The sequence below is a fragment of the Nonomuraea sp. NPDC049625 genome (genome assembly GCF_040675285.1).
GTDB classification, from domain to species: Bacteria; Actinomycetota; Actinomycetes; order Streptosporangiales; family Streptosporangiaceae; genus Nonomuraea; species Nonomuraea angiospora_A.
On sequence record NZ_JBFAOQ010000012.1, the window covers coordinates 95,130 to 119,165 of the forward strand.

At 70.4% G+C, this 24,036-nt stretch carries 23 protein-coding genes and 1 riboswitch; of the genes, 14 read left to right on the plus strand and 9 right to left on the minus strand.

Features of this window, described 5'->3' with window-relative positions:
* The first annotated feature begins 15 nt into the window (after positions 1-15).
* From AB0J87_RS41015 to dgoD, 7 genes are all read left to right on the plus strand, one after another.
* The gene (locus AB0J87_RS41015) at positions 16-2,361 is read left to right on the plus strand and encodes a beta-galactosidase (protein ID WP_363975159.1); all 2,346 of its coding nucleotides are present in this window, start codon (positions 16-18) and stop codon (positions 2,359-2,361) included.
* Positions 2,362-2,477: 116 nt separating this feature from the next.
* Complete coding sequence (locus tag AB0J87_RS41020; protein WP_363975162.1) at positions 2,478-3,809, plus strand: ABC transporter substrate-binding protein; 1,332 nt, start codon at positions 2,478-2,480, stop codon at positions 3,807-3,809.
* A complete protein-coding gene (locus AB0J87_RS41025; protein WP_363975165.1) occupies positions 3,806-4,747 on the plus strand; it encodes a sugar ABC transporter permease in 942 nt (313 codons plus the stop codon). Before AB0J87_RS41020 ends, AB0J87_RS41025 begins: the two co-directional genes overlap by 4 nt.
* The gene (locus AB0J87_RS41030) at positions 4,744-5,574 is read left to right on the plus strand and encodes a carbohydrate ABC transporter permease (RefSeq protein ID WP_357748529.1); all 831 of its coding nucleotides are present in this window, start codon (positions 4,744-4,746) and stop codon (positions 5,572-5,574) included. The genes AB0J87_RS41025 and AB0J87_RS41030 overlap by 4 nt, the downstream gene beginning before the upstream one ends.
* 9 nt (positions 5,575-5,583) lie before the next feature.
* Complete coding sequence (locus AB0J87_RS41035; protein WP_363975168.1) at positions 5,584-6,825, plus strand: cellulase-like family protein; 1,242 nt, start codon at positions 5,584-5,586, stop codon at positions 6,823-6,825.
* Complete coding sequence (locus tag AB0J87_RS41040) at positions 6,822-7,565, plus strand: SDR family oxidoreductase (protein WP_363975171.1); 744 nt, start codon at positions 6,822-6,824, stop codon at positions 7,563-7,565. Before AB0J87_RS41035 ends, AB0J87_RS41040 begins: the two co-directional genes overlap by 4 nt.
* Positions 7,566-7,576: 11 nt before the next feature.
* Complete coding sequence (gene dgoD, locus AB0J87_RS41045; protein ID WP_363975174.1) at positions 7,577-8,722, plus strand: galactonate dehydratase; 1,146 nt, start codon at positions 7,577-7,579, stop codon at positions 8,720-8,722.
* Here the strand turns inward: dgoD and AB0J87_RS41050 are convergent, their stop codons facing one another.
* Positions 8,723-9,421, minus strand: a complete 699-nt coding sequence (locus AB0J87_RS41050; RefSeq protein ID WP_363975177.1) for an MBL fold metallo-hydrolase — start codon at positions 9,419-9,421, stop codon at positions 8,723-8,725.
* A 109-nt stretch (positions 9,422-9,530) separates the two neighbouring features.
* On the opposite strand from AB0J87_RS41050, the gene AB0J87_RS41055 reads away from it, so the two are divergent.
* Complete coding sequence (locus AB0J87_RS41055; RefSeq protein ID WP_363975180.1) at positions 9,531-10,475, plus strand: LysR family transcriptional regulator; 945 nt, start codon at positions 9,531-9,533, stop codon at positions 10,473-10,475.
* A 25-nt stretch (positions 10,476-10,500) separates the two neighbouring features.
* On the opposite strand, the gene AB0J87_RS41060 is transcribed toward AB0J87_RS41055, so the two are convergent.
* On the minus strand, positions 10,501-11,097 hold the full coding sequence (locus AB0J87_RS41060; RefSeq protein WP_363975183.1) for a TetR/AcrR family transcriptional regulator: 597 nt from the start codon (positions 11,095-11,097) through the stop codon (positions 10,501-10,503).
* A 114-nt stretch (positions 11,098-11,211) separates the two neighbouring features.
* Here AB0J87_RS41060 and AB0J87_RS41065 point away from each other — a divergent pair, with 114 nt between their 5' ends.
* Positions 11,212-11,598, plus strand: a complete 387-nt coding sequence (locus AB0J87_RS41065) for a hypothetical protein (protein ID WP_363975186.1) — start codon at positions 11,212-11,214, stop codon at positions 11,596-11,598.
* A 23-nt stretch (positions 11,599-11,621) separates the two neighbouring features.
* Positions 11,622-12,647 (plus strand): patatin-like phospholipase family protein, encoded by a 1,026-nt coding sequence (locus AB0J87_RS41070; protein ID WP_363975189.1) that lies wholly within the window; start codon positions 11,622-11,624, stop codon positions 12,645-12,647.
* A gap of 26 nt (positions 12,648-12,673) precedes the next feature.
* Here the strand turns inward: AB0J87_RS41070 and AB0J87_RS41075 are convergent, their stop codons facing one another.
* Complete coding sequence (locus AB0J87_RS41075; RefSeq protein WP_363975192.1) at positions 12,674-13,630, minus strand: YihY/virulence factor BrkB family protein; 957 nt, start codon at positions 13,628-13,630, stop codon at positions 12,674-12,676.
* A 128-nt stretch (positions 13,631-13,758) separates the two neighbouring features.
* Between AB0J87_RS41075 and AB0J87_RS41080 the strand changes: the two genes are divergently transcribed.
* On the plus strand, positions 13,759-14,430 hold the full coding sequence (locus AB0J87_RS41080; RefSeq protein WP_363975195.1) for a DUF6766 family protein: 672 nt from the start codon (positions 13,759-13,761) through the stop codon (positions 14,428-14,430).
* 18 nt (positions 14,431-14,448) lie between these two features.
* Here AB0J87_RS41080 and AB0J87_RS41085 read toward each other — a convergent pair whose 3' ends face one another.
* Positions 14,449-14,808, minus strand: coding sequence for a hypothetical protein (locus tag AB0J87_RS41085; RefSeq protein ID WP_363975198.1), 360 nt, complete (start codon positions 14,806-14,808; stop codon positions 14,449-14,451).
* 135 nt (positions 14,809-14,943) lie between these two features.
* Between AB0J87_RS41085 and AB0J87_RS41090 the strand changes: the two genes are divergently transcribed.
* Positions 14,944-15,444: a MarR family transcriptional regulator gene (locus AB0J87_RS41090; protein ID WP_355199847.1), complete on the plus strand. Its 501-nt coding sequence runs from the start codon at positions 14,944-14,946 to the stop codon at positions 15,442-15,444.
* Between the two features lie 81 nt (positions 15,445-15,525).
* On the opposite strand, the gene AB0J87_RS41095 is transcribed toward AB0J87_RS41090, so the two are convergent.
* The 5 genes from AB0J87_RS41095 to AB0J87_RS41115 all read right to left on the minus strand — a co-directional run bounded on the left by AB0J87_RS41095 (position 15,526) and on the right by AB0J87_RS41115 (position 20,341).
* Positions 15,526-16,227: a DUF4142 domain-containing protein gene (locus tag AB0J87_RS41095; RefSeq protein WP_363975202.1), complete on the minus strand. Its 702-nt coding sequence runs from the start codon at positions 16,225-16,227 to the stop codon at positions 15,526-15,528.
* Between the two features lie 263 nt (positions 16,228-16,490).
* Positions 16,491-17,258 carry a GH25 family lysozyme gene (locus AB0J87_RS41100; protein WP_363975205.1) on the minus strand — a complete coding sequence of 256 codons (768 nt, stop codon included), beginning with the start codon at positions 17,256-17,258 and terminating at the stop codon, positions 16,491-16,493.
* 11 nt (positions 17,259-17,269) lie between these two features.
* Positions 17,270-17,414, minus strand: a riboswitch (cyclic di-AMP (ydaO/yuaA leader).
* 502 nt (positions 17,415-17,916) lie between these two features.
* Entirely contained in the window at positions 17,917-19,404 is a 1,488-nt protein-coding gene (locus AB0J87_RS41105) for an MBL fold metallo-hydrolase (protein ID WP_363975208.1), read from the minus strand.
* A gap of 82 nt (positions 19,405-19,486) precedes the next feature.
* Positions 19,487-19,756, minus strand: coding sequence for a metal-sensitive transcriptional regulator (locus AB0J87_RS41110; protein ID WP_350735590.1), 270 nt, complete (start codon positions 19,754-19,756; stop codon positions 19,487-19,489).
* A 294-nt stretch (positions 19,757-20,050) separates the two neighbouring features.
* Positions 20,051-20,341: an Lrp/AsnC ligand binding domain-containing protein gene (locus tag AB0J87_RS41115; protein ID WP_363975212.1), complete on the minus strand. Its 291-nt coding sequence runs from the start codon at positions 20,339-20,341 to the stop codon at positions 20,051-20,053.
* Between the two features lie 336 nt (positions 20,342-20,677).
* On the opposite strand from AB0J87_RS41115, the gene AB0J87_RS41120 reads away from it, so the two are divergent.
* Both AB0J87_RS41120 and AB0J87_RS41125 read left to right on the plus strand, forming a co-directional pair.
* Complete coding sequence (locus tag AB0J87_RS41120) at positions 20,678-22,138, plus strand: carboxylesterase family protein (RefSeq protein WP_363975214.1); 1,461 nt, start codon at positions 20,678-20,680, stop codon at positions 22,136-22,138.
* Positions 22,139-22,279: 141 nt separating this feature from the next.
* A complete protein-coding gene (locus tag AB0J87_RS41125) occupies positions 22,280-23,722 on the plus strand; it encodes a multicopper oxidase family protein (RefSeq protein WP_363975217.1) in 1,443 nt (480 codons plus the stop codon).
* Positions 23,723-24,036: the final 314 nt, after the last annotated feature.

Consider the following 24,036-nt stretch of genomic DNA (forward strand, 5'->3'; position numbering starts at 1 on the left):
TCTCGAAGGAGAACAATGAACAGCAAGGCCCGCACCGTGCGCGTCTCCCCGCAGCCCCCGCCCCGCCGGGGACACCTCCCGCTGGGGGACGACACGAGGACGTCGGACCGGATCGAGGTCACGAGCCGGTGGCTCGAACGCGGCGGCAAGCCCTGGTTCCCGGTGACCGGGGAGATCCACTACTCCCGCATCCCGCGCGAGCGGTGGAACGAGGTCCTCGGGCACGCGCGCGCCGGCGGACTGGACACGGTGGCGACGTACGTGCTCTGGCAGGCGCACGAGCCCGAGCCCGGCCGGTTCCGGTGGGACGGCAACCTCGACCTGCGCGCGTTCATCGAGCTCGCCGCACGCCACGGCCTGGACGTCGTCGTCCGCATGGGCCCGTGGGCACACGGCGAGGCGCGCCGCGGCGGATTCCCGGACTGGCTCGTCGAACGCGGGCTCAAGACCCGCACCAACGACCCCGCCTACCTGGAGCTGGTCCGCGCGCTCTATGCACAGACGATCAGCCAGTTGGCCGGCCTCACCCACGCCGAGGGCGGGCCCGTGGTGGGCGCCCAGATGGACAACGAGCTGTACGACCAGCCGCAGCATCTCGCCATGCTCAGACGCATCGCCGAGGACCTGGGACTGCGGGTGCCCCTGTGGACCGCGACGGGCTGGGGCGGCGCCCTGGTGCCCGAGACGCTGCTTCCGCTCTACAGCGCCTACTCCGACGGATTCTGGGAGGACTCCCAGACGGAGTGGCCCCGGTTCGCGGCCCACCATTTCCGCTACAGCGAGGTCCGCGACGATCTGACGGTGGGCGCGGACCTGCGCGAGGCGCTCGACGGCATCGTGCTCGACCCCGACGCGGTCCCGCTCAAGGACGACGCCGCGACCCCCTTCGCCACCTGCGAGATCGGCGGCGGCATGCACGTCGCCTACCACCGGCGCCCGCTGGTCACGGCCCAGGACGTCGCCGCGCTCGCCCTGGCCAAGATCGGGAGCGGGTCGATCTGGCAGGGCTACTACATGTACGCCGGCGGCACCCAGCGGGTCGGACCGCACGGCACCGAGCAGGAGTCCCACGCCACGGGCTACCCCAACGACGTGCCGACCCTGAGCTACGACTTCCACGCCCCGATCGGGGAGCACGGCCAGATCCGCCCGCACCACCACCTGCTGCGCCGCCTGCACCTCTGGCTGGCCGGAGAGGGCGCCCGGCTCGCGCCGATGAGCGTCAGCGTGGGCGGCGGCAGCGACGACCCGGGCGAGCTGCGATGGGCCGTCCGTTCGGACGGGCACAGCGGCTATCTCTTCCTGACCACGTACCAGCCGCCCAAGCGGCCGCTCGACGCGCAGAAGGACGTCCAGGTCACGGTGTCGTTCGAGGACGCCGACGTCACCGTTCCGACCAGGCCGCTCGACCTTCCCGCCGGGGTGTCCCTGGTGTGGCCGCTGCGCTACCCGCTCGCCCCGGGGCTCGTCCTGCGCAGCGCCACCGCGCAACTCGTCACCCGGATCACCGACGAGGACGGCGACCTGGTCGTCCTGTGCGCCGCCGGCGGCGTGCCGGTGGAGCTCGTCCTCGACGGCGATGTCCGGGTCGAGGGGGCCCGGCCCGTCGGCGACACGACGGTGGTGGACGTCGCCGAGCCCGGGACGGAGTGCGTCGTCGACCTGCCCGGCGCGCGCGTCCTCGTCCTCGACGAGGCGAGCGCGAACCGCCTGTACCGGCTGGAGGTCGCGGGCCGCGAGCGGCTGGTGCTGTCCGACGCGCCGGTGTACGCCCTCGACGGCGCCCTGGTGATCCAGTCGGAGGCCGAGCGGTGCGCCGTGGCCCTGCTGCCCGCGCCCGCCCGGCTGGCGGCCGACGGCGGCGAGCTCGACGGCCCACGTGGAGAGGGGCTGTGGCGCACCTGGTCGGTGCACGTCTCCGGCGCAGGGGCCCGAACGGTCGCCGCCGACCTGCACCCGAACGCCCCCGCGCCCCCCGACCCGGTGCGCGGCGGGCCGATGGACCGGCTCGGCGCGCCGGCCGACTACTCCGGCGCGGCGCACGTGCGCCTGGACGTGCCGCGTGACGTGTTCGACGGCGCCGACCGCGTGCTGTTGCGGGTGACCTGGACCGGCGACGCCGGCCGCGCGTACGTGGGCGACCGGCTCGTCAGCGACCACTTCTGGCACGGGCGCACCTGGGACATCGACCTCACGCCGTGGCGTGACGACGTCGCCGGACAGGGGGTGCGGCTCGAACTGCTGCCGTGGCGTCGCGACACCGGCGTGTGGGTCGACCCGGCCGTACGGAACGTTCCCGACGGCATCGCCGTCGCCTCCGCGGAGGTCGTGCGGGTGGGCCGCGTCACCTTGCACCTCTAAAAATCGTATCAATGGAGAAAATAGTAGTACTGATTCATTGACACCGGCACCGGCCGCCGAGCATGCTGCTCGACACGCCCCCTGAGGCGAATCCCCCATCCTCGAAGGAGTTCCAGATGACCGACGTATCGCGTCGCGTGTTCCTACGTCGGAGCGGAGCGGTCGGTGGCGGCCTGCTGGCGGCGGGTGTGCTGGCCGCCTGTGGCGGTGAGAGCGGCGGCGGCTCGGCGTCCGTGTCCTCGGGCAAGGTCGAGCTCAACCTGTGGACGCACGACCCGGGCTACGTGAAGACCTTCACCGAGCAGGCCAAGCGCCTCACGGAGGCCCCGGGCGGCCGGTACGACTACACGATGAAGTTCACCAACGCCGACAGCGAGGCGCTGGTGACCCGCATGATCTCGACCGGTGCGGCGGGCCGGGGGACGCCCGACATGATCGGCATCGTGATCAGCGTCTTCCCGCGCGTCATGTCCGGCGGCATCGGCAAGCAGCTCTTCGCCCCGCTGGACGACCTGGCCGCGCCGGTCAAGGACGACCTGCTGCGCACCGCCCCCTACTCGATCGACGGCACCCTGTACGCGCTGGAGTCCGACACCTGCCTCAGCGTCCTGTACTACCGCGAGGACGAGTGGAAGAAGAACAAGATCCCCGCGGACATCGCCACCTGGGAGGAGCTCGCCGAGGTCGGCGCGAAGCTGCACGAGAAGACCGGCCAGTCGCTCGGCATGGTCTCCACCGGCGACAACACCTCCATCACCAACCAGTTCCTCCAGCTCCTGCTCCAGCGGGGCGGCGGCTACTACGACGAGGGCGGCAACCTCGTCCTCGACTCGCCCGAGGCCGTCGAGGTGCTGGAGTTCATGGCCAAGGGCGTGCAGAGCGGCTTCCTGATCGCGCTGCCCGACCCGTACGGCGCCCCGAACACCGCGGCGCTGAAGAACGGCAAGCTCATCGCGACCGTCATGCCCAACTGGTACAACGTCTACGGCCTCCAGGCGAACGTGCCCGAGCAGAAGGGCAAGTGGAAGATCCGCAACCTGCCGAAGTTCGCGGGCGGCGGCCACATCGCCTCGGCCATGGGCGGCACCGGTTTCGCCGTCCTCAAGGACAAGCCGGGCACCGCCGCCGCGCTGGAGCTGCTGAAGCAGGCCTACCTCACCCCCGAGGGCCAGCTCCTCCGCTTCCAGATGGGCGGCTTCCTGCCCACCCTCAAGTCGCTCTACAAGGACCAGAAGCTGCTGAGCACCGAGGACGCCTACCTCGGCCAGCGCGTGTTCGACGTCTACACCCCCGCCGCCGCCGACAGCCCGACCTTCTACCAGAACGAGAAGCTCAACACGCTGATCGAGGCGCTGGGCGGGCCGATGCTGGAGACCCTCCAGGGCAAGAAACCCGCCGCCCAGACGATCAAGGAGGCGGCTGCCGCGTACAAGAAGAACGGCGGATGAGCGTGACCGAGGTCCGTGTCTCCCGTGTCTCCCGGAGGCGGATGACGACGCCGCCGCTCACCGCCCGCCTCCGGGGGCCCGGCGCCGCACCCTACGTCTTCGTCCTGCCGTTCTACGTCCTGTACGGACTGTTCCTGGTCGTGCCGATCGGGATCGGCGGCTACCTCAGCCTCACCGAGTGGGCGGGCCTCGGCACGCCCCAGTGGGTCGGGCCGGCCAACTACGAGCGGCTGCTGTCGGACGGCAGCTTCCGCACCGCCGTGGGCAACACCGTGATCTACGTGGCCTTCTCGGTGGGCGTGGTCGTCCCGGCCGCGCTGCTGGTCGCCCAGGCGCTCAACACCCGGGGGCTGAAGGGCCGGGACTTCTTCCGGCTGACGTTCTTCATGCCGGTGGTGCTGTCGCCGATCATCATCGCGCTGGTCTTCACCCTGCTCTACGACCGCGAGTACGGCCTGCTCAACGCCGCCCTGCGCGGGTTCTTCGGCTGGGGCGGCATCGACTGGCTGGGCGAGCCGAGCTGGGCCAAGGTCAGCGTGATGCTGCTGGTCCTGTGGCGCTGGACCGGCTACCTGACGATCTTCTTCCTGGCCGGGCTGAAGAACATCCCGCGCGAGTTCTACGAGGCCGCCGAGATCGACGGCGCCGGACGGGTGCGCACCTTCTTCAGCGTCACCGTGCCGATGCTCAAGCCGGTCACCGCGTTCGTCGCGGTGACGGTGCTGGTCGGCACGGCGCAGATCCTGGAGGAACCCATGCTGCTCACCAAGGGCGGCCCCGGCGAGGCGACGCTGTCGGTGGCGATGTTCATCTACCGCGAGGCGTTCACCCGCCAGCAGCTCGGCTACGCCGCGGCGGCCGGGGTGGTCATGTTCCTGCTCGTCTTCGTGCTCGGGCGGGCCGCCAACGCGGTGTACGGCGTGGGGAGGGAGCGATGAAGGCCGCCCCGCGCTCCCGCCGCGGCCTGGTCCACGTCTTCCTGGCCATGCTGGTGGTGCTGTTCGCGGTGCCGCTGCTGTGGGCGCTGAGCTCGTCGTTCAAGCCGCGCGGCGACATCTTCGCCTATCCGCCGCAGCCGTTGCCGATCCCGTTCACCTGGGAGAACTACACCCGGCTGCTGGAGACCCAGCCGTTCTGGGGCTGGTTCCTGACCAGCACGGTCGTCGCGGTGGTCTCCACGGCGGTGTCGGTGTTCGTCTGCGCGCTGGCCGGGTTCGCCTTCGCGAAGTACCGCTTCCCGGGCAAGAAGTTCCTGTTCAACGTCATGTTCAGCTCACTGGCGGTGCCGTTCGCGGTGATCGTGGTGCCGCTGTTCATCATGCTGATCAAGGCCGGGGTCACGAACGTCTACTTCACCCTGATCGTGCCCTGGCTGGCCCCGGCGTTCGGCATCTTCATGATGCGGCAGTACGTCGAGCAGTCGGTGCCCGACTCGATCCTGGAGTCCGCCCGGCTCGACGGGGCCTCCGAGTTCGGCCTGTTCCTGCGGATCGTGCTCCCGCTGCTGCGCCCGGCGCTCGGCGCGCTGGCCGTGTGGAGCTTCCTGAACAGCTACAACAGCTTCTTCTGGCCGCTCATCGTGGTCTCCGACCCGGCCCAGTACACCCTGCCCCTCGGCATCCAGGCGCTCTACGGCGCCGAGAGCCGCCAGGTCGACATGGTGCTCGCCGGCTCGGTCCTGGCGGCCATCCCGAGCCTGATCATGTTCCTGCTGCTGCGCAAGCAGCTGCTCGACGGACTGACGGCGGGGGCCGTCAAGTCCTAGGAGATCCCTGTGACCCCTTCCCGCCTGACCATCACCCTCTGGGACTTCACCTGGTACACGCGCACCGGGCCCGGCGAGCCGTTCGCCGACCTGGACGCGGCCTTCGCCGAGGCCGTGGCGCGCGGGTACAACACGGTGCGGATCTGCGCGATGCCGTACCTGCTGTTCGGCTCCGGCCTGGACACCACGGCGCTGACCTTCAGCCCCTTCGGCGGCTACGGCGGGCGCACCCGCTGGTACGACGTCCGCGAGCGCACCACGCTCGACGGGCGCCACCACCTGCTGGCCCTGTTCGAGGCGGCCCGGCGGCACGACTGCCACGTGATCGTCTCCAGCTGGGAGTTCCAGCAGAGCTCGGTCTTCCTGGACGATCCCTCCTGGTACGAGGCGCTGCGTGCCGTACCGCCCGCCGACCGGGCGTCGGCGCTGGCCACGGCGCTGGCCGACCTGGTGGACTTCCTCGACGCGCACGGCCTGGCCGACCGGATCGCGTTCGTCGAGCTGCACAACGAGATCCAGTCGACCTGGCTCAACGAGGTGGTCGAGCCGGATCAGCCGAAGGTGCTCGGGCTGCGGCCCTACCTGGAGGCGGCGATCGACGCCTTCAAGGCCCGCCGCCCCGAGCCGGTCACCGCCAACTACGCCCGGGTGCCGGTCGGCGAGATGCGCGGCCTGCCGCGCAACGCCGACGTCGGGGTGTTCCACCCCTATGTCTACGGCGTGCTCGACGAGCTGATCGACACCTTCGCCCTGCGGGACGCCGCGCGGCCGTTCCCGCAGGAGCGGGTCTACCGGGAGCTGCTGCGGCCGGACGCCCCGCCGCTGGAGGAGTGGGGCCCCGACCAGGAGTGGCGGCGCGCGGCGACGGTGGTGCCCGCCCGGGAGGTCTACGTCCACGACTGGTGCGACCCGGTCCGGTTCGACCAGTGGTTGTACGACCGCTACTCGACCTACCGCTACGGCATGTCCGAACGGCTGCGCATCTGGATCGACGCCGCCGCCGACTGGGCCGCCCAGGCGGAGGTGCCGCTCGTGCTCGGCGAGGGCTGGATCGGGTACACCCCTCTCCACGGGACCTTCGAGGAAGGTCCGGTCGGCCGCGCGATCTGCCTGGAGGCCGTCGCCCACGCGGCCAGGGTCGGCGCGTGGGGCACCGTGGTGTGCTCCAACGCCGCGCCCCATCACCCGATGTGGCAGGACCGCGCCCTCCAGGAAGAGGCCAACACACTGTTCACGGGAGCCGCACGATGATCCGTTTCGCAGGGAAGGTCGCCCTGGTCACCGCCGCCGCGGCGGGGATCGGCGCGGCGACCGCCCGGCTGCTGGCCCAGCGGGGCGCCTCCGTCGTCGTCATGGACGTGGCCGACGACGCGGGGGCCGAGCTCGCCGCCGAGATCGGCGGCCAGTACCTGCACGGCGACGTCGCCTCCGCGACCGCCTGGGCCGCCGCCCGCGACCTCGTCACCGACCGGTACGGCCGCCTGGACGTCCTGCACGTCAACGGCCCCGGCCGGGTCGTGCCGTCGGCCCCCGTCCACGAGCTGCCCGAGGACGACTGGGACCGGCAGATCGCGGTCTCGCTCAAGGCCGCCTACCTGGCCGCCCACGTCTTCTGCCCCCTCCTGGCCGAGAACCGGGGCGCGATCGTCATCACCTCCTCCGTACACGCTCAGACCGGCATCCCCGGCTGCGGCCCCTACGCCGCGGCCAAGGGCGGCCTGCAGTCACTGGCCGGCCAGCTCGCCGTCGAGTACGCCCCCGACGTGCGGGTCAACGTCGTCGTCCCCGGGCCGATCATGACCGCGGCCTGGGACGGCATCGGCGAGCAGGGCCGGGCCGCGACGATCACCGAGACCCCCGCGGGCCGGTTCGGCCGCCCCGAAGAGGTGGCCGCCGCGGTCGCCTTCCTCGCCTCGGCCGAGGCCTCCTTCATCACCGGCGCCTGCCTCAAGGTCGACGGCGGCTGGAGCATCTCCACCACCTCCTCCTAGAACGGACCCCCATGAAGATCGTGTCCATGGACACCTTCCTCGTCCCGCCCCGCTGGTTGTTCCTGCGCGTCCGTACCGACGAAGGCATCACGGGCTGGGGCGAGCCGGTCGTCGAGGGCCGCGCCGAGACCGTCCGGGCCGCCGTCGCGGAGCTGAGCGAATATCTCGTCGGTGAGGACCCCCTGCGCATCGAGGACCACTGGCAGGTCCTGACCAAGGGCGGCTTCTACCGGGGCGGCCCGGTGCTGTCCAGCGCAGTCGCCGGCATCGACCAGGCCCTCTGGGACATCGCCGGCAAGGCCGCCGGGCTGCCCGTGCACGCCCTGCTCGGCGGCCCGGTCCGCGACCGGGTCCGCATGTACGCGTGGATCGGCGGCGACCGCCCCGCCGACGTCGCCGCCGAGGCCCGAGCGCAGATCGAGGCGGGCTTCACCGCCGTCAAGATGAACGGCTCGGCCGCGCTGGCCCCCATCGACACCCCGGCCCGCATCCGCGAGATCGTCGAACGGGTGACGGTGGTCCGCGAGGCCGTCGGCGAGGAGAACGACGTCGTCATCGACTTCCACGGGCGCATGTCGACGGCGATGGCCCGGCGGGTGCTGCCGCTCATCGAGCCGCTCCTCCCGCTGTTCGTCGAGGAGGCGGTGCTCCCCGAGCACACCCCCAACCTGGCCGCCCTGGCCCGGTCGACCTCGATCCCGCTGGCCACCGGCGAGCGCCTCTACTCCCGCTGGGACTTCCGCGAGGTGCTGCGCGACGGCATCGCGGTGGCCCAGCCGGACGTCAGCCACGCCGGCGGCATCTCGGAGGTGCGCCGCATCGCCGCCATGGCCGAGGCGTACGACGTCACGATGGCCCCGCACTGCCCGCTCGGCCCGATCGCGCTGGCGGCGAGCCTGCAACTGGCGTTCGCGATCCCGAACTTCCTGATCCAGGAGCAGAGCGTGGGCATCCACTACAACCAGGGCAACGACGTGCTCGACTACCTGGTCGACCGCACCCCGTTGCGGTTCGCCGGAGGTTTCGCCGAACGCACCGCCGTACCGGGCCTGGGCATCGAGGTCGACGCGGCGGCCGTGGAGCGCGCGGCCGAGCGCGGGCACCGCTGGCGCAACCCGGTCTGGCGGCACCCGGACGGTTCCTTCGCCGAATGGTGATCAGGCGGGCAGGGTCGCCGCGACCGCGCTGAGGGCCGTGCGGGCGTCGGGGAGCGGTTCGCCATGACCGACGCAGGCCAGCCGCGCGTCGATCTCCGCGAGCCTGCGGAAGGAACGGAGCAGCTCTGAGCGGTCCAGATTGAACACTCCGGGCATGACCTGTCCGTTGACGTGCGCGACCGTGTCCCCGGTGAAGAGCACCCCAGAGCGCGGCAGGTGAACCGCGATGCTGCCGTCGGTGTGGCCGGGAGTGTGGATCACCCGTGCGCCACCGCCGAAATCGATCGTGTCGCCGTCCTCCAGCTCGCGATCCACGCGGCACGCGGGCGCGGCGGGCAGCAGATGGGCCCCGAGGTCGCGGTGCAGGACGCGCTCCTCGTCGGTGAAGCGGGGCGGAGGAGCGGGCTTGTCACCGCGGATGATCGGCGCCTCCAGCCGGTGGGCCAGCACGGTGACGTCTCCCCACCCGCTGATCTCGGCGGCCCCGCCGCAGTGGTCCTCGTGGAAATGGGTGAGCACGACCTGCCTGACGTCGCTCCTGCGGTGGCCCAGTTGCTCGATCGCGGCCGCGATGTCCGTGCCGGAGGTGGCGACACCGGTGTCGACCAGCGTGAGCGCGCCCGCGTCGTTCCAAAGGTACGCCTGGCCGAACTCCAGCAGGATCAGGTGCAACTCCGGACGGATTTCCACGATCTTCATCTCGTGCCCCCTTCGGTGGAGAGACCAGCAAACTCGCAGGCGGCCGGTGGTGTCCAACAGCTCTCTGCGGCCGATTGACAACCAACGGTTTTCAATCCACCCTCGAGGCGTGGAGGCGGACATCGAGGGCCTGCGCGCGTTCGTGGTCACCGCGGAGGAGCTGCATTTCGGCCGGGCCGGCGCGCTGCTGTTCATCAGCCAGCAGGCGCTGTCGAAGCGGATTCGCCGATTGGAAGAGGCGCTGACGGTGCCGCTGTTCGAGCGGACGACTCGTGCTGTGGAGCTGACCGAGGCGGGGGAGCGGCTGCTGCCCCGCGCACGTGAGGCGGTCTCCGCGTTCGACCGGGCGATCCAGGCGGTCCGCCCGGGCAACGAGCCTTTGCGGGTGGACGTGTACGACGAGCGGTTCACGCCGCTGCGGATGGTACGTCAGGCGAGCGAGCGCGACTCTCGCGTACGGATCGAGCTGAGCATGCGGCAGGGGTTGTCCGTGGCGTTGCCGGCCCTGCGGCGGCTGGAGCTCGACGCCGCGTTCGGGCGCGTGCACGACACGCCGGCACCCTGGCCCGCCGAGCTGGCGTACCGGCTCGTGCGTCTGGAGCCGCTGCACGCGTTCGTGCCCGAGGACCACCGCCTGGCCGCCAGGGACGTGCTGCGGCCGACTGACCTGCGCGAGGCGGGCATCGCGATGCCCGACCCGGCGGGCGCGGCGGAATGGCGCGGTTATCTCGTGCGGCTGGCCGACCGGTTCGGCGTGCCGTTGCGCTTCAACGCCCCGGCCATCGGGCAGCGGCATCTCGTGGAGCAGTTCCTGGTGGAGAAGAGCGCGGTGGGCCTGGGCGAGATGAGCATCGACCCGGCAGGGAGCGGCCTGCGCCGCATCCCGATCGTCGAGCCGACGCCGCTGATGCCCTGGTCGGTCGTCTGGCACCGGCGTAATCCCCGGCCGCTGCTGCGGGCGCTCCTGCGGCAGTTGCGACCGCTTCCCGTCCCGTCCGACCCTGAGGTGTGGGTGCCCGAGATCGACCTGACCCCTTTGGATCTCTCCGGCTGAGGCGATTCGAGTGCCCGGCCCGTCGTCAGGTGTAGGTGTTCACGTGGTTGCGGATGGCGGTCCTGGCGCGCTCGTAGGCGTTCGGGTCGTCGTGCAGCAAGGAGACGGCGTTGGCGTTCTCCATGAAAGCGATCAGCTCGAACGCGAGCTGGTCGGCGTCCGTGTCGTCGGCGAGCTCGCCGAGCTGGCGGGCGTCGTCGACGGTACGCGTCACGAAGCGGATCCAGTCGAGGCCGGCCGCGGCGACGGCATCCCGCACCCGGCCCGGGCGGGCGTCGAACTCCGCGGTGACGGCGAAGAAGAAGCAGCCGCCGGGGAAGACCCGCCGCTGCGAGTAGCTCAACCAGCTTTCGCACAGCCGCCGCACCCTGCCCAGGCCCGGCGGCACGGTCAGCGCGGGCTGGACGACCTCGTCGACGTACACGCTCATCGCGGTGCGGATCGTGGCGAGCTGTAGCTCCTCCTTGGAACCGAAGTAACCGAACAGGCCGCTCTTGCTCACGCCGAGCTCCGTGGCCAGCCGGCCGATCGACAGCCCCTCCAGCCCGTCCTGCGAGGCGATGTCCGCCGCCCGGCGCAGGATCACGTTGCGGGCCCGCTCGTCCCGCGGCCGTCCCGCCATCTTCACCTCTTCTGCGTACGAACGTTCGGCCCAGGATAGCGGCTTGACGTCGTCTTCGGTATGTTCCTATTCTCGGCACGAACGTTCGTACAAAGAAATGACTGGAGCAGTGGCATGCTGAGATCCCGATGGACTCCCGGACCGGCGGCCGGCGCCGCCGGCTCGGTGCTGGTCAGCGTCACCGACTTCCGGATCAGCCGGCTGATCGACCTGCCCGGCGTCTACCACGCCGGGCTCACCCTGCGCCGCGCGTGGCCCGACCTGCCCGGCGCGGTCGGCATGTGGCTGTGGACGGAGCCGCTGGAGGGCAGGTGCGGCTCGGTGTCGATCTGGCAGGATGAGCAGGCCCTGCGCAAGTTCGTCGCCTGGCCGGACCACGTCGCCATCGTGCGGCGCTACCGCGGCCGGGGAAAGCTCAGGTCCACCGCATGGACGACCACGCAACCCGACCCTGGCGTCTGGGCCCGGGCCCGCTCGTACCTGTCCGGCGACCGTGACTAGCCACACAACACAAAGAAGGACATATGCCACCCGAGACCGGCGAACACGAAGTGCTGCGCGTCATAGCCGACCGGGTCCGTAGCGGCAGCCGTCCCGGCGCCCGCCAGGACGGCCACCGGGTGGCCCTGGCCATCGAGGGCGGCGGCATGCGCGGCACGGTCTCCGCCGGCATGGCCCTGGCCCTGCACGAGGCCGGAGCGGCGCACGCCTTCGACGCGGTCTATGGGGCATCGGCCGGGGCCATCACCGGGGCCTGGCTGCTGAGCGGAACCCCCGAGAACCTGACCGGTTGGGCCGAGCCCGTCTACGCGCGAGCGATGATCCGCCCGTCCAACCTCCTGCGCGGCCGTCCGATGGTCGACGTGCGAAACCTGGTCGAGCACCTGTACTGCGAAGTGACCCGGATGGACTTCGACGCGGTCCTGACCAACCCCATCGAGTACCACCCGCTGGCCACCGACGTACAGACCGGGCAATCCACCGATCTGCGCCCCCACCTGACCGGTCCCGTCGAGCTGCGGCTGGCCCTGCGGGCCAGTGCCGCGCTGCCGTTCCTCGCCGGGCCGCCGGTCGAGCTGGCCGGGCGGCTCTTCTACGACGCGGGACTCGCCGAGTCCATCCCGTACCGCACCGCCCTGGCGCAGGGAGCCAGCCACGTCCTCGTGCTGCGGTCCCGTCCCGCGCCTTCGGCCGCGACCGGAACACCGGCCGCGCGACCGTCCTACGGGACGCGCCTGATCGCCGCGACCGTTCTGCGGAGCTATCCGGAGGCACTGCACCGGAGTTTCTTCGCGCGCGACCACCGCTTGCTGCACGACGACACGCTGCTCGCCCGGTACGACCGGCCCGTGCCCCCGACAACCCGTCTACCCGCCGACGGTCAGGCCGCGCCCGATCCCGCGGTGCTGTCCGTGCGGCCCGCACCTGACTCCCCGGCCATCGGCCGCCTCACCCGCGACGGCAAGCCCCTCAAAGCCGCGCTCGAAGCCGGCCGCGCAGCCGTCAACCTGCTGCTGCAACCGCTCGGCCGGCCGGCCGCCGCACCATAGACGCGACCCCGCCCTGCGGTCGGATGTCACCGATGTCCCTCCGGGGCGTCGCGCGGCTCCGCGTAGGGCTCCCGTTCGGGTGGCCGGCCGGACGCGATGGCGCGGCCGCGGGCGAGTTCGGCGTCGAATTCCACACCGAGCAGGACGGCCACGTTGGTGATCCACAACCAGATCAGGAAGACGACGACGCCGGCCAGCGCCGCGTAGGTCTTGCTGTAGGAGCCGAAGTTGGTGACGTAGAAGCCGAAGGCGGCGGAGGCGGCGATCCACACCGCGACCGCCAGGATGCTGCCCGGCGTGATCCAGCGGAATCCGGGCTGTACGACGTTGGGGGCGGCCCAGTACAGCAGCGCCAGCACCAGCGTCACGATGACCACCAGGGCCGGCCACTTGGCGACGCTCCACACGGTCAGCGCGCCCTGGCCGATCCCGATCAGCCGGCCCGCCTGGCCGGCGAGCTCTCCGGTGAACGTCACCACGACCGCCCCGACGGCCATCAGGATCACCAGGACGGTGGTGATGGCGAGGCGCAGGGGGAGGATCTTCCAGATCGGCCGGCCTTCCGGCATTTCGTACATCACATTGGCGGCACGCATGAACGCCCCCACATAGCCGGACGCCGACCATAAGGCGACGGCGACACCGATGACCGTGGCGATGCTCGCGGCCCGCGGGCTGCTCTGCAGGGCCTGGAGCACGTGGTCGATGATCTCCCGCGCGGGGCCGGGCGCCATGGCCGCCAGGTTGTCGGCGAGCGGCCCGGTCGCCGACCGGCCGAACACGCCCAGCAGGGAAACCGCCGCGAGCAGCGCGGGGAAGATGGACAGGACCGCGTAGTAGGTGAGGGCGGCGGCCCAGTCGGTGAGCTGGTCGTCCCGGAACTCCCTGGCCGTGCGCTTGAGGATCCCCCACCACGAGCGCTTGCTCAGCTCGGCCGGGCTTTCCGGCGCCGCCCGCCGTACCGCTGCATCGTGGCCTTTCATCGGACTGCCTTCCCCGGGCTGCGCATCATGAGACCGCGTTTCGCTACCCCGCCCTTCCGGAGCTATTCACCATCGGGCCGCATGCCCACGTGACCTTCGGGTAGCGGGCGCCCCATGAGGATTTTGCCGTGAGATGGCTCAAGGAGAACTCGCTGGCGCTGGCGTTCCTGATCCTCTTCGTGCTCGCGATCGCCGGACAGGCCGTGGCGGGGATGCTGGACTACAACGACCAGGAGCTGGCCCAGGGTGGCGAGCCGGTCTCGATCCTGCAGTACGTGACCTCCTCGACGTTCGCGGTCGATGTGGCGGAGAACTGGCAGTCGGAGTATCTGCAGTTCTTCCTGTTCATCGTGCTCACCGTCTGGCTGGTCCAGAAGGGGTCGCCCGAGTCGAAGAAGGTCGATCAGGCAGGGCCGGAATCGGACGAGGAGCAGCAGGTCGGGCGGTATGCCCACGACCGCTCCCCGGCCTGGGCCAGGACCGGAGGATTGCGACTGGAGCTGTTCGGCAACTCGCTGGCGCTGGTCATGGGGGCGATCTTCGCGTTGTCGTGGCTGGCGCAGTCGGTGGCGGGACTGGCCGCCTACAACAGCGAGCGGCTGGCCGACCTGCGTGATCCCGTTGGGTGGGGAGCGTACGTCACCTCGCCGGAGTTCTGGAGCCGGAGCCTGCAGAACTGGCAGTCGGAGCTCCTGGCCGTGCTGTCGATGGTGGTGCTGTCGATCTATCTACGGCAGCGGGGCTCGCCCGAGTCCAAGCCGGTCGGGACGTCCCACGCGGCCACGGGCGTCGAGAACTGACGGCCGCCGCTTCGGCGGTCAGTCCGCCGGCGTCGCGGACAGCAGCGGGAAGCCGCTCAGGATCTGCCGCAGGTGCATCACCTGCCGGGGGAGGAACTCCGCGATCGTCAAGGCGACGACGTCGGCGGCGCCGTCGATGTCGGCGACGAGCCAGCTGGTTGGCCGCCAGGACGTCGCGCCGGTGGTTGAGGATGAGAGCCGGTGAGACGTCGTTGAGGACCTCCAGCATGCGGTGGGCCTCCGGCCGTACCCGCTGCGGAGGTTCGGGACGGCGGCGGGCCGAGCGCCCCGGCACCCGCCGAGGGCCACACCCCCCTCGGGCCGCAGGCGGGCCCGGCGGGAGCGGAGGAAATTCCCCAGCTCAGCGTTCGGATCCATGCCTCCAGTATCTCTGCGTGACAGGCTGACGACCGCAACGAGGGTGGCCCACCTGGACCCATGGAATCGACGGGGTGGGGCGGACGATGGGGATCTCGTGCCCGTGATTCGTCCCGCGCATATACAACAGTGCCTATGAAGGAAGACGATGACCTCCAGGCGCAGGGAGAGGATCTTTCGGCTGTCGTCACGGCGGTGCTGACCGGGTCGCGGCTGTTGGTGGCGGTCGCGGTGAGGTCATTGGGGGCGGTCGGGGACAGGGTCACGTTGCCGCAGTTCAGGATGCTGGTGGTGCTGGCCGGCCATGGTGAGACCAAGCTGGTCACGATGGCGGAGCTGCTGGGCGTCAACTCCTCCACGGCGATGCGGATGGCCGATCGGCTGGTGGCCGCCGGGTTGATCGTACGGGAGGTCAATCCGCACAACCGGCGCGAGAGCCTGATGCGGCTGACGGACGAGGGACGCCGCATCGTGGACGAGGTGACCGCGCGCCGCAGGGAGGAGATCGGCGCGATCGTGGCGCGGATGTCGGCCAGGCAGCGCCGGGCGCTCATCTCGGCCATGAACGCCTTCAACGAGGCGGGCGGCGAGCCACCCCTGAACGTGCCGAACCCGCTGGGCTGGTCCGCTGTCTGAATCGCTCACGCGGCGCTGAGCCGCCGACCAATGCCGGCACTTCGCGGCGGCCGGAAGCCGTGCGGGCTCCGTCCCCGGTCGTCAGATGGACGGGGTGGGGAAGCTCTCGGGTGTGGTCAGGCCGGTGCTCTCCAGGAGGCGCTGGTGGTTGAGCACCGCGGCGTTGGCCTGTTCGGAGAAGCGCCGGACCAGGGTGTTCTGCGTGGTGCCGCGTACCGTGCCGATCAGGGTGAAGATCTGTCCGTGCGCCAGGCGCAGCCATTTGACGTACGTCTTGTCATAGGCGGATCCGGACCTGCCGGAAATATCCGTCATCCAGTCCTGCTGCTGAGGCGTGGGCTTCACCGGCAGCTTGACCTTCAGCTTGGCGGCCACGTCGCGAACCTGCCCGTCGAGCATGTCGTGCTGAGCCGCGATCTCCTTGCTGACCTGGCGGACGCGGGCGCTGTTGGCGCGCTGTATCGCGTCCTGGGCCATGGGCATCTCCCACAGGCTGGCGAGCCGGACCTTCTTGATGAGCTCCTGGTCGGCCTCGGACAGCGGTCCCCACTTGGTCTGCCGGGTGCGGGCCTCCGGCTCGTCCTCCACGGGTTGGACGGTGGGCGCGTCGGTCGGTCCGGTCTCGACGGCGGTCGGCTCGGTGCTGAGGCCGGCGGTCGGCTCGGTGCTCAGGCCGGCGGTGTCAGAGACGGGCGTCGGCGTGTAGCCGGCGCAGGCAGTCAGAGTGCAGAGGGCGGCAATGCCGCAACTGATGAGAGCGCGACGGCTGTCGAGGAGTCGCATACGCCGTCATCCCCTTCCGGTCCCTTGGACGCGGCCTTCGTGAGTGGCGCCGGTCACTGAGGGATACGCGGGAGGGTGCGGGAGTGTTCATGGCATTGTGCAAGATTTGCATTGGGCAAGACTGCCGGGGTCCGCTGAGCCGTTGTCCGAGGCGGCCTTCACCGGTGCCATCCGTGACCGGCGTCCACCGCGAGCTCCTCCGGGCCGAGAGGAGCACGCGGGGCGGCGTCCACCCGATCGCGGTGCGGACCCGCCGTGTGGGCTCAGGCCGTGGGACGGCCCAGGCCGCGCAACTGGTCGGCGGTCAGCGCGGAGACGTTCTGGTCGACAGGGACCTCGGAGTACTGGTGGATGGCCCAGGACTTCCAGTCGGCAGGCGGGGTGATGGCCCCCTTGGCCTTGCTGTAGTGGGCGACCCACAGCGGGTACTCGGACAGGCCCTTGCCGTACTTGTTGGCGAAGTTCCAGCCGCTGTAGAACATCGGGGTGATCCCCGTCTTGTCCTTCACGTACGACAGCCACGTCTTGGCCCAGGCGTTGACCTCGGCGACGGATCTGCCGTTCGCGGTCTCCAGGTCAAGGACCAGCAGGTCGCCGGCCTTGGCGGGCTGCGAGTTCACCACGGACAGGAAGTGCTCGGCCTCCGCGATGGGATTGTTGCGGGGATGGCCATAGTGGTACGCCCCGCGCACGATGCCCTTCTTGCCCAGCTCGCGCCAGTGCCTGGCGAATGAGGCGTCGCGGAAGGACGTGCCTTCTGTGGCTTTGATGATGCCGAACTTGGCCGGGCTGGCATTCCAGTCGTACAGGGGCTCGTAATTGGAGATGTCCAGGCCGTAGATGAGGGCTCCGGCTCCATGACGAGTCGCCTGCACCGGGCTCTGCTCGGTGGGCGATGCGAATGCGAAGGTGGTGATGGCGGCGGTTGCGGCGAGGATCGCGACGGCGACGGCGAAGCTGAGGTATTTGGTGAGGAGATCGCGGTGATTCTTGAGGATGTAGGCGATTGTGGCAAGCCGGGGCTTGGACATGAGGCATTGACTCCTTGCTTCCATACCGCCTACCGGGTTAGCTGACGGGTTCGGGCCTGGAAGTGCCCTACCTGGCGCAGCCTGGGCTGGCGTCCGATTCACCCCAAGAACGTGGGTCCCCGGTTCCGCGAGGCGCGGATTCGGCGGCCGGACGCTGTCCCCGAAGGGCTTCTTCGGGCAGCGCGCGGTCCGGTCAACGAAGCGGCAACGATGCGGCGAAAGAGCGCCACATCCGTGCCGCAACTAGGCAAAAGATAGACATATATCCATAGATGGTGCAAGTAGTGCAAATCCGATTCGCGGGTGTCGGCGACCGGGCGGCGCTGAAATGCCGTGCCTGTAGGGATTCTGGTGCTTGGCAAAGAATCGGGGGAGTCGCTTCCGGGCCTTTTTATGATCTCGGCACGGGTGGGGCAGGCCATTCATGCGTTGCCATTGTGACCAAACGCCGTTCTATGGGTAATCGTGACTCCAGCCATCGTTTGACGTCCGCGGCGCCGTCGGGCACGCGGGAGCCGGGCAGGTGGGCGGGCTCCAACTCTCCGGGGGTCCGCACGTCGATCGGCCCCGGCGGGTCACGGGATCCTGGCGGGTCACCGGATCCCGGTGCGTCGCCGGATCGCGGCAGGCGTCCTGGTGTCGCCGGGGCCGAGGGTGGTCAAGAGGGGGCCTCGTCGGGGGTGGTGATGGGCAGGCCGGCGTCGGCGGCCCGGGAGTAGGCGTCGTCGATGTGGACCACCTGGCGGCCGCCGCGGGCCAGCAGGCTCGCGGCCGCCGCGGCCCGGTAGCCGGTGCCGCAGTGCACCCACACCGTTCCCTCCGGCACCTCGGCCAGGCGCTCCGGCAGTTCGGGCAGTGGGATGTGCACGGCGCCGGCCACGTGACCGGCCCGCCATTCGTTGCCCATCCGCACGTCCAGGACGGTCGGGCCACCGGCCGGTTCGCCCGCACGAGCGGGGGTCTGTTCACCCGTACGAGCGGCGGTCTCTTCGCCCGCACGGGCGGTGGCCCGTTCTCCCGCACGGGCGGTGGCCCGTTCTCCCGCGCGGGCGGTGGCCAGGTCGGCGAAGGTCGCGGTGGCCAGCTCGGCGATCAGGCCCGGGTCGTGTCCGGCCCACTGTTCGACGGTGCCGGTCGAGGCGGCGGCCGGGCGGTCTATGCCGATGCGGGCCAGCTCGCGCTGGGCGGCGGCGACCTGTTCGGCCGACTCGCCGAGCAGCGTGAGGGGCGTGCCCCACGGGGCCAGCCAGCCCAGCCAGGTCGCCATCGGCCCGTCCAGGCCGAAGCTGAGCGTGCCGGCCAGGTGCCGGTCCGCGAACGCCTTGCGTGAGCGCAGATCCACCACCCATTCGCCAGCCCGCAGGCGAGCCAGCAGCTCAGCGCTGTCGGCCGGCCGCGCCGGGGTCAGGTCGATCGGCTCCGCTCCGGCGGCGTTGCGCGCGCCCATGTGGGCGTAATAGGCGGGGTAGGCGTCCAGGCCTTCCAGGATGTGGGTGACGAAGTCGTCGGCCTCCATCCGCAGCACCGGGTTGACGTCCTTCTCCCGGCCGATGGTCGAGGCGGACGCGCCGGACTGCGTGACCGCGCAGAAGCTGCCGAACCCGTGCGTCGGCCAGAGCCGCGCGCCGTCGGGCAGCAGGCCGGACAGCCGCCGCGCGGAGGCGTGCTGGTGGCGGGCCAGGGTGCGGGCATGCTCGGCGCCCAGCAGGTCGGTACGCCCGGTGCCGCCGAACAACAGCGATCCTCCGGTGAACACCCCCTCCGGCCCACCCGGACCGGCCAGCACGTAGGACAGGTGGTGGAAGGTGTGTCCCGGCGTGGTCACCGCCTCCAGCCACATCCGCTCGGAGACGGCGATCCGATCTCCGTCGTACACCGGCACGCGGTCGAAGCCGACTTCCTCGGCCCCGCCCACCAGGTACGCCGCCCCGCTCACCCGTGCCAGCGCCAGACCGCCGGAGACGTAGTCGTTGTGCAGATGGGTCTCCACCACGTGGATGATCCGCACCCCCAGGCGACCGGCCAGGGCGAGGACGCGGTCGATGTCGCGCTGCGGATCGACCACCACCGCGACGCGCCCGTCATGGACCAGATAACTGCGGTCCCCCAGGGAAGAGGTCTCGATCACCTCGACCTGGATCGTCATCTCCTTGTCTCCTTTCGATCGTCAAATACCCCCGGGGGTATCAAGAGAACATATGGGTGCCCCGGCTCACCCGATCACACGGTCACGAAAGAGCGAGGAACAGCTTCTCCAGCCGCTCAACGCTGATCGGTGGCTCCTCGCCCTGCTCGCGCGCCACCTGGCACTGCTGCAACCCGGTCGAGATAATCTTGAATCCGGCCCGGTCCAACGCCTTCGACACCGCCGCCAGCTGCGTCAGCACCTTCTCGCAGTCCTCGGCGTTCTCGATCATCGCGATCACCCCGCCGAGCTGGCCGTGGGCCCGCTTCAGCCGCGTCAGCGCATCCCTCAGAACGGTCGCGTCCATCTCCACCCGGACCACCTCCGCGCCCAATATACCCCCCGGGGTAACTCGGCAAAGGGCCGCGGCGGTAGTCAACGGCGCTGAGAGCACCTGGTCCACCTTGATCAGGGTTCCGGCCGGGCGCGGTGACGTACCGGATGACGTGCTGGAGCCGCGCGTATCTCCGACGGGAGCAATGGAACGAGAACGTGGGCCGATCCGTGACCGCGGGACCTGACGTGCTCCTTCGGGCGGCGGCGAGGAGGTCTGGCGAACGATACGTCATGACGCGCGGGGGTCGTGAGCGGCGACAGGTTGATGAACTCAGATCTCGGATCGGCGAAGGAGGCCGGTCCGTTTCAGTGAGCTCAGGATCGGGGTCACCTCCAGCCCGCGGACATCGTCAAGCGATCCGACAGTCTCGGTGAGGAAGGCGTACAGCCCGTCCAGATCGTCGGCCGCGACGGCCACCAGGAGGTTCGCCGCCCCGGTCGTGGCCGCGGTGAACCGCACCTGCGGATGCCGGCTCAACTCTTGCCCGGTCGCCTCCAGGCTGCCCGGACCGGTGGCGATCCACAGCAGCGCCTCGCTGCCGATGCCCAGTAGGCGTCCCACGAATGGACGGCGGCCGTGGCGGGCAGGTTCCGCAGCAGCAGCGAGGTCCGGGCCTGGGGCCCGTCGAGAAAGAGCACGCTGCTGATCTCGTCACCGCCGCCGAGAATGTCGACCCACACCGTGTCGGCACGCCGCGCCAGTCCCGCGGCGATCGCCTGAAAGCGGCTGGGCCGGCACCGGATCCGCAACACCATGGGGATGAGCCGAGGAAAGAGAGCGGGATTGCGGATCGCTGTGGGCCGCAGCGTGCCGTCGTGCAGGAGCGGTGTGCTCGCTCTTTTCCGCCGAACGACCGTAGAACGGAGGCGTACCACTCCGGCAAGGAAGGTGACATCAATGATCGTGAGGGAACGCCCCGTCGTGGACACCGAGTCGGGGAGCGTGCAGGGCACCGTCGAGGACGGCGTCGCCGCGTTCCGCGGCATCCCCTACGCGGCTTCCCCACTGGGGGACCGGCGCTTCGCCGCTCCCGAGCAGCACCCCGACTGGTCGGGCCGGTGGGATGCCGCCTGCCCCGGCCCGTCCGTCCCCCAGGCCCCCTCCCGTCTCGAAGCGGTCATGGGACACCGCACCCCCGACTGGAACGAGGACGGCTCCCTCACCCTCAACGTGTGGACCCCCCGCCTGCCGGTCGGCGGACCCGCCCCGCACGCCCTCCCGGTCCTGGTGTGGTTCCACGGCGGCGGATTCACCAGCGGATCCGGTGGCTGGGACTGGTACGACGGCCGGAACCTGGCCGCCGCCGGCGACATCATCGTCGTCACCGCCAACTACCGCGTCGGCCCCCTCGGCTACCTCTACCTCCCGGAACTCGGCATCGAGAACCTCGGCGTGCAGGACCAGGCCGCCGTCCTCACCTGGGTGAAGCGCAACATCACCGCCTTCGGGGGAGATCCCGGCAACCTCACTGTCGGCGGCCAGTCCGCCGGCGCCTTCTCCGCCCTCTACCTCGCCCTCTCACCGGTCACCGGCCCGCCGATCAAGCGGGTCATCACCCAGAGCGGCCCCTGGGGGCTCCCCCCGCAAGACCCCGGAGAGGCGGCCGACCATGCCCGACGCTTCCTCAAGATCCTCAACCTGGAGCGGGGCCCGGATCACATCACCACCCTGCGCGCTGTCCCAGCCGAGCAGCTCCTCGCCGCCTACCGGCAGCTCGCCCAGGACATCTTCCGCCCGGGCAGCGTCGCTCCGCCGATGTACCCCGTCCTCGGCGCCTTTGGGATGCCCGAGGCGTGGGAACAGGCGCTGGCCTACGGACGCCTCGACGGCAAGCAGCTGCTGACGGGGACCACCAGGAACGAGATGGCGGCGTTCTTCGCGTTCGACCCGCGCATCCAGGCCGTCACCGCCGCCCAGGCGAGCTCGATCGTGGCCGGCCAGATCGACGGCGGCGCCGAGCGGTTCGACCGCGCCGCCGCCCGGCTTCCGCACGCGACACCGAGCGACGTCTTCACCGAGGTCGAGACCGAGATCATTTTCCGCGACGGGGCCCTCGCCATCGCCGATCACCACGCTGCGGCCGGCAACCCCACCTACGTCTACCAGTTCGACTACGCCCCGGCTCAGGACCCCGCACACCTGGGCGCCGCGCACTGCGTGGAACTCCCCTTCTTCTTCGACACCATCGACGCCTACCCCGACAGTCCCATGCTCGGCGAGGCCACCGTCGCGGCCCGCTCGCTCGGCCACACGTTCTCTCACGCGGTAGCGGCCTTCATGGCCTCCGGCCGGCCCGCCGCAGAGCAGTGGCACCCGTACGAGGCCGCCAACCCTGCGACCATCCGGCACTTCGCCTGACATTCCGCCGCCGCCTGGTCCGCGCGCCTCGCAGAACAGCCGCTCCAACGGCCAATCTTTGTGAAAATGCGGGCCAGCTCCCGCGTGGGCGAGCCGACACCGGGCATCCACGTAGCCGACCTCGTCGTCACAAGGAGCGCCATGTCCCTGTCCAGAGCCGTCCTCTTGCTGGGACCGGCCCTGCTGATGGCGACCGGCTGCGGCACCACCGCCACAATGGAGGCCGCCCCAGGCGGTCCTGCCGGCCCGGCGAGTCCGGCCACCCCGACCGCGCAGGCGCAGCCGGCCTTCCGCCAGCCGCGCGAATTGTCGAGCCACAACGGCCACCTGCACGTGCGGCTGGTCGTGGAGCAACGCGTGGTACGGCTCGCGGGCCAAGACGTCCGCGCGTTGACCTACAACGGCGACTTCATGCCGCCGACCCTGCGCCTGTTTCCCGGCGACCGGGTCGACCTGGAGTTGGTGAACCGGCTGGGCGAGCACACCAACCTGCACACGCACGGCTGGCACGTCTCACCGAAGGACAGCTCCGACAACATCTACCTGCACATCAGGCCGGGCCAGACCTACCGCTACACCTACCGGCTGCCCGAGGACCTGGCACCGGGCACGTACTGGTACCACTCCCACGCGCACCCGCTCTCGGAGGGGCAGGTGTTCGCCGGACTGTCGGGCGCGATCGTGATCGAAGGGCTGAACCGGTACCTGCCGTCCGACCTCCATGACACGGCCGAACTGCTCATCGCGCTCAAGGACTTCCAGGTGCGCGCGGGCGCCATACCAACGGCGAACATCGACAGCAACGCCCCGACCACCCGGACCGTGAACGGGCTCATCAACCCGATCATCCACATCCGGCCCGGCGAGACGCAGATGTGGCGGCTGGCCAACATCGGCGCCGACATCGCCTACAACGTCCAGCTCCAGGGCGTGCGCTTCCACGTCATCGCCCAGGACGCCAACCCCGTTGCCAGGGTCTGGAGCACCGACACGCTGCTCATGCCTCCCGGCAGCCGGTGGGACGTGCTCGTGCAAGGGCCGCCGGCCGGCCGTACCCGCCTGGTGACCCGGCCCTACAGCACCGGCAAGGACGGCGACTCCTACCCTGAGGCGACCCTGGCCACCCTGGTGTCCGCGGGGCGCGCCGTGACGCCCGCACGCCTGCCCACGACGTTCGCCGCCCGGTACTTCGACGACCTGAGGAAGGATCCCATCGCCCAGAGGCGGGTCGTCACGTTCTCGGAGAACACCCGCGCCGACCGGTTCTTCATCAACGGCAAGTCGTTCGATCCGAACCGGATCGACGTGCGGGCGAGGCTGAACACCACCGAGGAGTGGCGGGTGCGCAACCTCGCCGACGAGGAGCACACCTTCCACGTGCACGTCAACGACTTCCAGCTGATCAGCGTGAATGGCAGGCCGTACGACGCCCGTAACTGGCAGGACACGGTGCAGCTCCCCGCGCGCGGCGAAGTGGTGATGAGGACGAGGTTCAGGGATTTCGTCGGGAAGTACCCGCTGCACTGCCACATCCTCAACCACGAGGACCGCGGCATGATGGCCAACATCGAGGTCGTCCGCTGACAGCGGTTGGTAGATCTGCGGCACGCTTCGACCAGGAGGCCCGCCCGACCGGCCGCCATGCCGGGACTCCCTCAGGCGAGGCGAGAGACGCCATAGGTGATCAGGTTCCGCCGGGCGAGAGCAACCGCAGGAGGTCTCCGGCCGGCGTGCCGCCCACGGGGTCGACCGCGGCGGGAACAGGCCGTGCCCCGATGTGCTCGCGGATCTCTTCCTTCCACGTGGGCCGAGCGGGAACGCCCGGGTGGCGTTCTCGCAGCGTCTGGGGCGTTTACGTGTTGTCTACGAATCGTGTACGGCCGTACAGCAGAGTCGCT

Coding starts and splice junctions, on each gene's coding strand:
- AB0J87_RS41015 (WP_363975159.1), top strand. CDS start 16: ATGAACAGCAAGGCCCGCACCGTGCGCGTCTCCCCGCAGCCCCCGCCC.
- AB0J87_RS41020 (WP_363975162.1), top strand. CDS start 2,478: ATGACCGACGTATCGCGTCGCGTGTTCCTACGTCGGAGCGGAGCGGTC.
- AB0J87_RS41025 (WP_363975165.1), top strand. CDS start 3,806: ATGAGCGTGACCGAGGTCCGTGTCTCCCGTGTCTCCCGGAGGCGGATG.
- AB0J87_RS41030 (WP_357748529.1), top strand. CDS start 4,744: ATGAAGGCCGCCCCGCGCTCCCGCCGCGGCCTGGTCCACGTCTTCCTG.
- AB0J87_RS41040 (WP_363975171.1), top strand. CDS start 6,822: ATGATCCGTTTCGCAGGGAAGGTCGCCCTGGTCACCGCCGCCGCGGCG.
- dgoD (WP_363975174.1), top strand. CDS start 7,577: ATGAAGATCGTGTCCATGGACACCTTCCTCGTCCCGCCCCGCTGGTTG.
- AB0J87_RS41050 (WP_363975177.1), bottom strand. CDS start 9,421: ATGAAGATCGTGGAAATCCGTCCGGAGTTGCACCTGATCCTGCTGGAG.
- AB0J87_RS41060 (WP_363975183.1), bottom strand. CDS start 11,097: ATGGCGGGACGGCCGCGGGACGAGCGGGCCCGCAACGTGATCCTGCGC.
- AB0J87_RS41065 (WP_363975186.1), top strand. CDS start 11,212: ATGCTGAGATCCCGATGGACTCCCGGACCGGCGGCCGGCGCCGCCGGC.
- AB0J87_RS41070 (WP_363975189.1), top strand. CDS start 11,622: ATGCCACCCGAGACCGGCGAACACGAAGTGCTGCGCGTCATAGCCGAC.
- AB0J87_RS41075 (WP_363975192.1), bottom strand. CDS start 13,630: ATGAAAGGCCACGATGCAGCGGTACGGCGGGCGGCGCCGGAAAGCCCG.
- AB0J87_RS41085 (WP_363975198.1), bottom strand. CDS start 14,808: ATGGATCCGAACGCTGAGCTGGGGAATTTCCTCCGCTCCCGCCGGGCC.
- AB0J87_RS41090 (WP_355199847.1), top strand. CDS start 14,944: ATGAAGGAAGACGATGACCTCCAGGCGCAGGGAGAGGATCTTTCGGCT.
- AB0J87_RS41095 (WP_363975202.1), bottom strand. CDS start 16,227: ATGCGACTCCTCGACAGCCGTCGCGCTCTCATCAGTTGCGGCATTGCC.
- AB0J87_RS41100 (WP_363975205.1), bottom strand. CDS start 17,258: ATGTCCAAGCCCCGGCTTGCCACAATCGCCTACATCCTCAAGAATCAC.
- AB0J87_RS41105 (WP_363975208.1), bottom strand. CDS start 19,404: ATGACGATCCAGGTCGAGGTGATCGAGACCTCTTCCCTGGGGGACCGC.
- AB0J87_RS41120 (WP_363975214.1), top strand. CDS start 20,678: ATGATCGTGAGGGAACGCCCCGTCGTGGACACCGAGTCGGGGAGCGTG.
- AB0J87_RS41125 (WP_363975217.1), top strand. CDS start 22,280: ATGTCCCTGTCCAGAGCCGTCCTCTTGCTGGGACCGGCCCTGCTGATG.